Source organism: Bifidobacterium sp. 2450, from assembly GCF_041900695.1.
In the GTDB taxonomy this organism is placed as follows: Bacteria; Actinomycetota; Actinomycetes; order Actinomycetales; family Bifidobacteriaceae; genus Bifidobacterium; species Bifidobacterium longum.
The window spans coordinates 1-8295 of sequence record NZ_JBHEEA010000029.1 but is presented as its reverse complement, the minus strand read 5'-3'; the positions used below and the strand labels follow the sequence as shown (position 1 = coordinate 8295).

General features: G+C 56.3%; 9 protein-coding genes. All 9 read left to right on the top strand.

What is annotated here, in order from left to right; genetic code table 11:
- Positions 1-869, top strand: an 869-nt coding sequence (locus ACEUKI_RS10605) for a hypothetical protein (RefSeq protein ID WP_115770849.1), incomplete at its 5' end; no start/stop codon positions are given.
- 47 nt (positions 870-916) lie between these two features.
- The gene (locus tag ACEUKI_RS10600) at positions 917-2158 is read left to right on the top strand and encodes a hypothetical protein (RefSeq protein WP_374156876.1); all 1242 of its coding nucleotides are present in this window, start codon (positions 917-919) and stop codon (positions 2156-2158) included.
- Between the two features lie 114 nt (positions 2159-2272).
- Entirely contained in the window at positions 2273-2572 is a 300-nt protein-coding gene (locus ACEUKI_RS10595; protein WP_080786123.1) for a hypothetical protein, read from the top strand.
- Between the two features lie 43 nt (positions 2573-2615).
- Positions 2616-3248 (top strand): hypothetical protein, encoded by a 633-nt coding sequence (locus tag ACEUKI_RS10590; protein ID WP_147295312.1) that lies wholly within the window; start codon positions 2616-2618, stop codon positions 3246-3248.
- A gap of 15 nt (positions 3249-3263) precedes the next feature.
- The gene (locus ACEUKI_RS10585; protein ID WP_115770821.1) at positions 3264-4691 is read left to right on the top strand and encodes a putative T7SS-secreted protein; all 1428 of its coding nucleotides are present in this window, start codon (positions 3264-3266) and stop codon (positions 4689-4691) included.
- A 5-nt stretch (positions 4692-4696) separates the two neighbouring features.
- The gene (locus ACEUKI_RS10580; protein ID WP_374156875.1) at positions 4697-5626 is read left to right on the top strand and encodes a hypothetical protein; all 930 of its coding nucleotides are present in this window, start codon (positions 4697-4699) and stop codon (positions 5624-5626) included.
- Positions 5627-5661: 35 nt separating this feature from the next.
- On the top strand, positions 5662-6945 hold the full coding sequence (locus ACEUKI_RS10575) for a hypothetical protein (RefSeq protein ID WP_147295310.1): 1284 nt from the start codon (positions 5662-5664) through the stop codon (positions 6943-6945).
- A 67-nt stretch (positions 6946-7012) separates the two neighbouring features.
- Entirely contained in the window at positions 7013-7378 is a 366-nt protein-coding gene (locus ACEUKI_RS10570) for a hypothetical protein (RefSeq protein WP_374156874.1), read from the top strand.
- The coding region (locus ACEUKI_RS10565) for a putative T7SS-secreted protein (protein WP_147295324.1) at positions 7375-8295 on the top strand (921 nt) is incomplete at its 3' end. The genes ACEUKI_RS10570 and ACEUKI_RS10565, both read left to right, overlap by 4 nt.

Below are 8295 nucleotides of genomic sequence, written 5' to 3'. Positions count from 1 at the left end.
CGGCGAATGGTGGTCCGACTCTGGAGTATGAGAGTCATGGTTTGTTGGCGTTGACGGTTCCTCATCTGCATGGTCCGCGTCCGGGGCGTCGTGCGTTCGGAATGCGTGGCGTGGTGTTGAAGTCTTTGTGGTTCCTGTTTGTTTTTGTGGTGTCCGTGGTGGTGCAGGTAGTGTTCATGGATGTGGCGAAGGCGAATGGGTCGGGTGATTGGTGGCCGTTGATGGCCGTCCCCAATGTTGGGGTGTTCGTCATTGTGTTTACGTCGATAGCGTTGTCTCCGTTCATCGTTTACGCGATTGGCAGTTTGTGGCCTCGTCTGACCGTGCCTTTCGTGATGTTCGGTTCCTTGGCGATGCTTGCGGTTGGTTCGTTTGTGGGTCAGGAGGTTGGTCGTAGGTGGTTGTGGGACCGGTATGTGGCGACGGGCTTGTTGAAGCCGGGGGATTTCGTGGATTGGTCGTCTGATCGTCTGCCTGCGCCTTTGGCACAGCCCGCGTCGGGTGGTTGGTGGGTGATTGGCTTGGTGGCCGGTGTACTGCTGGTGTCGGGTTCCCTGTTCCTGTACCGGGAGGATCGGCATCGTGGGTCGAATATTCTTCCTCGCTATATATCGTATGGTGGCGGCGTGGTTGGCTTGGTCGCGGCCATCGGCATCGCGTTGACCCGTCATGTGAGCGGTTTCGCGTTGGTGGCTGCCCCGCTGGTTGCGTTGTTCGTCGGGTTCCTGTGGTTCCCGTTGGATTTGGCTGCCGTGTATTTTTGTGTGGATAATCGTCGTGAGTCGTGTGGTGAGTGGTCGGCCGCGTTCTGGCTCACTGCCGAGGCGTTGTTCGTCATTGGCGTGTGTACGGCGCTGCCCATGGCGTGACGGTTGGTTGTGTGCTGGGATGGTAGTGCAAAGGAGGGTGAGTGGGGATGTCCATTCGGTTGGATGAGCGGCGGTATGTCGAGGAGTTGAAGTGTCTGGTTGCGGATTTCCGGATGTGGCAGGATCCGCTGGTTCCGTTGCCGGATGGCTTCGATGATGCCTTGGTGCAGCGGTCCTATCATGTGTTCGGGCAGACGAGTCCCGCCGATATCATCGCTTTGGCAGTTCGCACCCGTGATGAGGATTTGGTTGCCCAGGGCGAGGGATTTATATCTGATTCAGTCTCCATGATTGATGATGAGGATGTGTTCGGCTGGCTGTTCCGCATGATTTGGGGCAAGGAGTTGCAGCTTCGCCAGCAGATAGCCGATGCGGATGTGGAGGATCTGGACGCCACTTTTGATTTCCTGACTTCGGCATGCCGGTTGGCGGCCCATGTCCTTCTTGGCTGGGGCGAAGGGGATACCTCCAGCGCGTATATCGCGAGGTTGTTCCTCATTGAACAGTACGATGAGGCGCTCAATTGCATTCTTCCGTACTCCAATGTGTCGTTGAACGCGAACGAAACCGAATTGGTGGCATCGGATTTGCGCGATCGCGCCATAGCCGCGGCGATGCGGCGTGGCGAGACCGCCGCGATGGAGATGAAGCTGCATGAGGCGGAAGGCGGTCTCCGTCCTTCGTCTAGTGAGGGTTCTGCCGCGCCCGATGACGGGGATGAGAATGGCGTCGCGGATGATGGCCGTCCGTTCCCGCAATCCGATGTACTGTACCTGTTCGATGCGGACCACGTCATCGAGGCGTATCGCTATTTCCTCGACCATGCCGAGGCTGATGCCGATGGCGATGCGGATGGTGATGGCGAGCTTGATGATGGCAATCCCTGGCACAAGCCGGATTTCGTACAGGACAAGCTGCTGACCTTGGCGGGAGCGGGAATCGTGGAGCCGTTGGTCTCCACCGCGTTGGAGCAGAGGGATAGAGACCGGCTCGAGGCTGCGTTGAATCTGCTCGCCATATACCGGGACATCGTTTGTGATGACGGCATACTGGCGTTGCCCATCATCGCCGCGCGCACGTTGCAGGATTCGGACGGGCTGCGGCCCGATGCGGATCTCGACCAACGTATGCGGTACCTGGAGTCCTCGCGTGACCTGCGCTCGAGCATGGCGGCCATGCTGCTCGCGCGCATCCCTGATCCTTCCTGGAGCCGCAAGTTGGCGGTGGATTTGTTGAACGCCGATATGGAGTCGTATGCGCGGCACGTTCGCGAGCTAGCCGAGTCGTGAGCATTCGCTTCGGAAGGTCTTGCAGTATCGGGTTGGATGCCAATAGAATCGGTTTGATTGGTGTTGCCGAGAAAACTGTATGAAGGATTGCACGAACAACAAGGAGGTTGCTGGGTGGCCGAAAACCTGACGATTGTGGAAGAATCAGTAAGCACGCTGATGCAGGGGTTCAACAGTATTCGTGATCGGCTAAATCTGGATGAGCAGATTACCGAGCCGAGTTCTGACAATGTCGGCTGTTCCGAGCTGGTCGATGCGGTTTTCGCATTCAACCATCAGGTCAGCGATACGAAGAACAAGTACAAGAAGAAGACGGAGAATCTTCGTGACTTCTTGGAAAACGTGAAAACCGGGTCCGATGAGGCCGATGAGGCGATTGCCAAGGCCATTTCCGATGCCGTGCACCAATCTTGACTGCCTGCTATGAGCATTATCGACCGGCGATGGGGAGAATCCGTTGGCTGAATTCTTACATATTTCATTGATACCTCCACAGGGATGGAGAGAAATCCTGTTGGATCCTGCTGACCGGGAATGGCAGATTCGGCAGGCTCTTGAACCGATGAAACACGTCATCGCCGACTGGCGAGAAGTTTATCCGGCATTACGCAAATATCTGGCGAACTCTTACGAGCAATCATGGAAAGCTGGTGTACGATACGCCATAACCACGGAACTTGATGATGCCAGCCCCGTATTGGTAATGGCTACATTCATGGTCTCAGTGCTTCCATCCGCTGTGCCGTATGGTACAGCGGATGAGGAATTGGATGCCATCGTGGAGTCGCTGCTCACGGAGCGGGAAGGCCTGCCCGAAGGTGATGAACTGCACATGAGCAAAACGTCATTCAATAAACTCGGTCCTGCGGTACAGGCATCTTCTGTAGAAACCGTTTATGGCCAACAAGGTAAGCCCGTAGGTAGGTTGGCGATGTTGCGTACGTTCATCCCCTGTGCGGGAAAGGTAATTCTTGCTACCGGCATTACGCCTCAGGTGGAATTGTCTGACACGTTGTTCGAGCTGTTTACCAGAATTACGGCGACATTGCGAGTCTCGGTGGAAACCGAATCGGACGAATCGGATCAATAGGGGAGTTGGGGAATTATGAAGAATCTCGATTATTTGGACTGGGCCGTAGTGGACCAGCCGGACAATCCGGTGTCGGGTGATACCGAGGGAATCGCGCGTATGGCATGGAAGTACAAGTGTTTGTCGCGGGATTTCTCCGAAATGGCGTCCGCATTGAAGAATCTGGACACAAAGGCCGGCATGCAGGGCGAGTGGGTTGTCAAGTTCGAGGAGAAGCTGCAGGATCTTCCTAGGGATTTCGGCCGATTTGCTGACAGCTTTGGTGAGGTGTCCTGTCAGCTGCGTGGCTGGATGCAGTCTTTGGACGGGTTCCAGTCGGATGCCAAAACCCAGTTGGAACGTGCCATCGCCGCACGCGACGAGAAGGAGCGGTATGAGCGGCTGTCTTGTGGGGCGCGCTCGGCATTGACGCAGGCGGGGGCGGTGTTTGACGAGTTGCCCGATGCCGCCACGGATGTGCAGCGCAGGAATGCGCGTGAGGCGAAGGAAGCCGCACAGCAGATGCTGGACGGGTACAGCGACCATGTCGAGACCGCGGGCGATGAGTGGGCAGATGCGAAACGTCGTGTATGTGATATCCGCTTGGACTATGAGAGTGAAGCGCATAAACGTGCGGGTGAGATTGCCAAGGCACAGGAGCATGCACCTGCCGTGAACGGTTTCGAGAAGTTCCATTATTCGGATGGATGGCAGTGCATCGTATCGTTCGCGAAGGCCGCTTCCGCCGTGCTCGCCATAGTGAGCCTGTTTGTTTCTGGATGGGGAATCGCGCTGGCAGTCGTGGCGCTGGGAGCCTTACTGTTAGCAGACAAGTATGTAGATTATCTTTATGGGGATGCATCTTTTAACGAAGTGATTGCAGAAGGTGCTTTCCTGATTCTTTCGATTATTGGATCGGTACGTTGTCTTTCCGCCGGATTGCAAGGATTCAAAACGGCTAGTGTGGCGAAGTCGACCGGTTTGGCAGATGATTTGAGATCCTTCAAACTGGCGTCGGGGAATATCGCAACTAATCTCGGGGAGTGTCACAGCGTGGCGAGTTTCGGTATACTCACCCAGTATTCCAAGGTTCTCCCTACTTACACGAAGGTGTCGGAAGGGATGACGTTTCTTGGTGATGTGAAGAGGGTTTCGGATAGTGTGCGTGTTATCGCTTCTCAGGTGGGACGATGGGGAGGCAGCGGTCGGACACTGAGAACGGTATTGTATTACGCCGGTCGTGAGCATTTGTTGCAGAAGGGGGCCAATCTGGCTGGCCATGCGCATGATTTCGTACTTGATCAGGTCAAGTACGGGCGGCAGACATCGGGTCCATGGGATGTGGCGAAAATGTTCATTCCGGGGCTTGTCCAGTTGAATGATGCGGCGGATGCGGTGAACAATGCCGGTGAAGGATTTGTTTATGCGGGTTCCGCGATTCGTTCCTTTATGGTGGAGAGGTGATTGATATGGTGAGAAGTGGTGGTCGGCCACCGTGGGAGCGTGGAGCCGCTGGTGTGGGCGGTGATGCCGAGGCTGGCGGTTCTGATGTCAGCGGTGAGAATCGTGTTCTGGCGAATGGCGCGTTGGGCGAGTTCATCGACATGTGCATTCCTGTGGGTGGCAGGCGTGTGTTCACTCGTTTGGGGGTTGCCTTGTGGACTATCGTGTGGTTTGTGCTGTTCCTTGCGCAGGTAGGTTTGCAAGCCCGGTATGCGTTCTTCGAACGTGATTCCGCTAGAGGTGGTGTGTGGTTCCTGCAGATGGCCGGTATCTCGTTGTCGAGCGATTGGTGGCCTGTGGCGGTCTTTTTCGACGTGGGTGTTGTCCCGGGACTATTGCTGTGGCTGGCTGCTCATGTTATGCGCAAGCCGTGGATTGCTGTTGCCGGGGACGTTCTGATTGTTCAGTGTGTCGCCGGTGCCGCGGGCGCGGAGATTGGAAAGACCGTTATGTATGCGATGTATGGTCCCCATGTCGAAAGCTTGATTGACTCCACGACTGGACGTCCGGACAGACTGTATTACGACAGTTCTCCTGCTGTGGTGGTGCCTGGTTTGGTTGTGGCTGGGGTTGCCGTGGTGGTTGCCGTGGTGCTTGTGGTGTTGCGTGGGGTGGGTGTTTCCCCGCGTGTGCGTGTGGGTGGCAATGTGGTTGCCGGTTTGGGATTAATGGGCATGTTGTGGGTCGGCCCGGCCGATGCGAATCAGTTGTTCTGGGTGAATTCCGTGATGGCGGTCGGCATGGTGTTGTTCTGGATTCCCGGTGAGCTTCGTGCGATCCGGCGTTGTGTCTTGGAGGGGCGTGATGCCTCGTGGCAGCCTGTGGCTGCTGGTTTCCTGGTGCTTGATTTCGTCATGTTGATGCTGCTTGCCTACGCGGCCGCCACGGGTGTGTGATGTGGGTGCGGCGTGTTTGCTGTTCGGATGTTGGTATGGAGGGTGTTGCTGTGGTTGTTGACGGTGAGGGTTTTGTCGGGTGTGTCCGTGGTTTGAGGGATGCGTTGGCTGGTTTGCCTGTTGTGGTTGGCTTGTTGCCGTCGAGTCGTGCGGCTCATGGGGTTGTGGCGCGTGGCTATGACGTGTTCGGGCAGGGGGCGTTCGGGGATATGGTCGCGTTATCCTGTACGGTCTCGCCAGGGGCGGGCGCAGCGCGTGCGGAGGCGATGCGTTTTCTTGATGGGGTGATATCCGTCGTGGGGAAAAGCGGAATGGTCGGTTGGCTGTTTCGTGTGTTGTGGCGGGCGGATGGTTCGTTGTTGGATGCGTATGGTCGTGTTGCCGAGGGGCGGATGCCGTTGCCGGGTGAGGAGAGTGCTGGCGAGTTGGAGGGGTATGTTGATGCGGTGTGCCGTATGGGTGCGTGGGTGTTGTTGCGTTGGTCTCTTGATGATGATGTGACGCGGGTGTGGGCGGATTTGTTGTTGCAGGGGCGGTATCTGGAGGTGTTGGATGGCATGATGCCGTATGTGTCGGTGTCGTTCGATTCGCGGGGTGTGGAGCGGATGAAGGAGGTGCTGGCCTTCCGTGAATCCGGTGCTGGTCTTGGCTCGTCATCGGGTTCTTCTGTTTCGGTTGCCGATGCTGTTGGTGTTTCCACGGATTCTGTGGATGCGGATGTTGCTGATGCTGCATGGGATGCCGCTCTGTCGGATGCGGCGATCGGATTAGATGCCGGAGTGGTGCGTGCGTCCCGCCAGTATGTGTTCGATAGCGAGCATGTGGAAGCGGCGTGCGGGGTTCTGGCTGGTGTGGAATCCGGGGATGCGTGTTCTAACGTTGTGGCCGGTCCGTGGCTGGATAGGAATTTCGTGGATTCCAAGGCGCGTGGGCTTGTTGGCGCGCGTTTGGCGTCGTTGTTGATGCGTGCGGTGGACGAGCGTGATGGGGAGGCGCTGCATGAGGCGTTGGGGGTGTTGTCGGATTGTCGGGATTGCGTGCGTGGGTACGGGGTTCCGGCGTTGCCCATCATGCTGGCCGGCATGGGGCAGGATATGACGGCTCGTCGTGGTGGCCGGCGTGACGATGGTTCGTCGCCGGAGGCGCTGGATATGAGTGCGGCGGCTGCGGTGGTGGCGTTGACATGGATCGCGGACGTGAAGGCGGCTCGCAACATGGGATTGGCGTTGCTCAGTGGTGATATGCCCGGATACGTGCGTCTCGCCGACCAGTTCTTGAATGGTTCCGCGGAGATGGGCGTCAGGTCAATGGAGGGCTAAGAGCAAGTGGCAGGTGTGGCTTATTGGGTGGGCTTTTCGGTTGCGTCTTCTGCTTCCAAGCGGGAACTTGCTTGATTACCAAACCGTTTCTGTGGTATTCGCGTTCGATTCCATTAATGAACAGGCTGAACTTGGTGATGGTGAATTCATGTCGTTGCAGAAAGTGAATTTGCCGAAAATGGGGACTGCGGTTCGGGCGCAATCAATAACGTCGTTGGTTGATGACAAGGGTGGTAAAACCAATCGTCATGTGGCGTCGCTTCGAACTTTCATCCCGTGTGGGGAGCATGTGTTTGTGGTAACTGGTGCCACTCCGCAAATTGATATTGCTGATGTTTTGTTTAATTTGTTTGCTTCGATGGCGGATACGGTGAGTATTGAGTTTGTGAATTCCAGCGCGTATGCGTCGACGAGTGGGGAGGAAATATCGTGAATCTCGATGGTGAGGATTGGGGTTTTGTCGGGTATTCGGGGAATCAGGTTCCTGGGAGTGGTGGATTCACTGCCGACTTGGCGGGGCGATACTCGAACCTGCAAGGCACTTTCAATAAGATGGCAGATGATTTGGATCATTTGCAGACCAAGGAAGGCATGAGCGGCGAATGGGTGACCAAGTTCGTTGACAAAATTGGTACCATGCCGAAGGATTTCCGCAACTTTGCCACAGGGTTTGGGGATGTCGCGAAAGCACTGGACACGTGGAGTTCAGACATCGATAGCTATCAGCGTCAGGCTTCCAATGCCTTCGTGGAGGTGGAGAATGCCAAGAGAGTACAGGCGAATGCTCAACAGAATGTAGCGTCAAGCCAGCGTGAATTCGATCGTGTGCAAAGTGCGTATTCCAATCTCAGCCCTGATGCCAGTGACGAGGATTATGAGCGTGCACGGGATCGACGCAGACAGGCGCAGAGCATGGTCGACCAGTATGAGCAAGGACTGTCCACGGCCAATAGAGATTTGGAAGCGGCCAAAGCAGCGGTGCATAGGATCGTCGACAACTATAAGAAGGCTGGCGATGAGCAGGCCAAGGCTATTGCCGCTGCCACGCGTGAATCGCCGAAGTTGCATGGTTTTGCGGAGCAATGGCAGTATTCCGATGCTTGGCAGATTACCGTGAAGATTCTTGAGGTCGCCTCCATTGTCCTTGGTGTTATTGGGTTGTTCTTCGGCGGTTGGATTGCCGTTGCTGCCGCGGCGGTGGCCGCGCTGCTGTTCGTGGACAAGCTGTTGGCCAAGGCGAACGGTGATGCGTCGTGGTGGGAAGTTGTGGTATCCGGTTTCTGGGCATTATTGGATGTTGGGGCCGGCTTGAAAGCTGTAAGCAAGATTGCAAATGCCAAGAGCACTGCT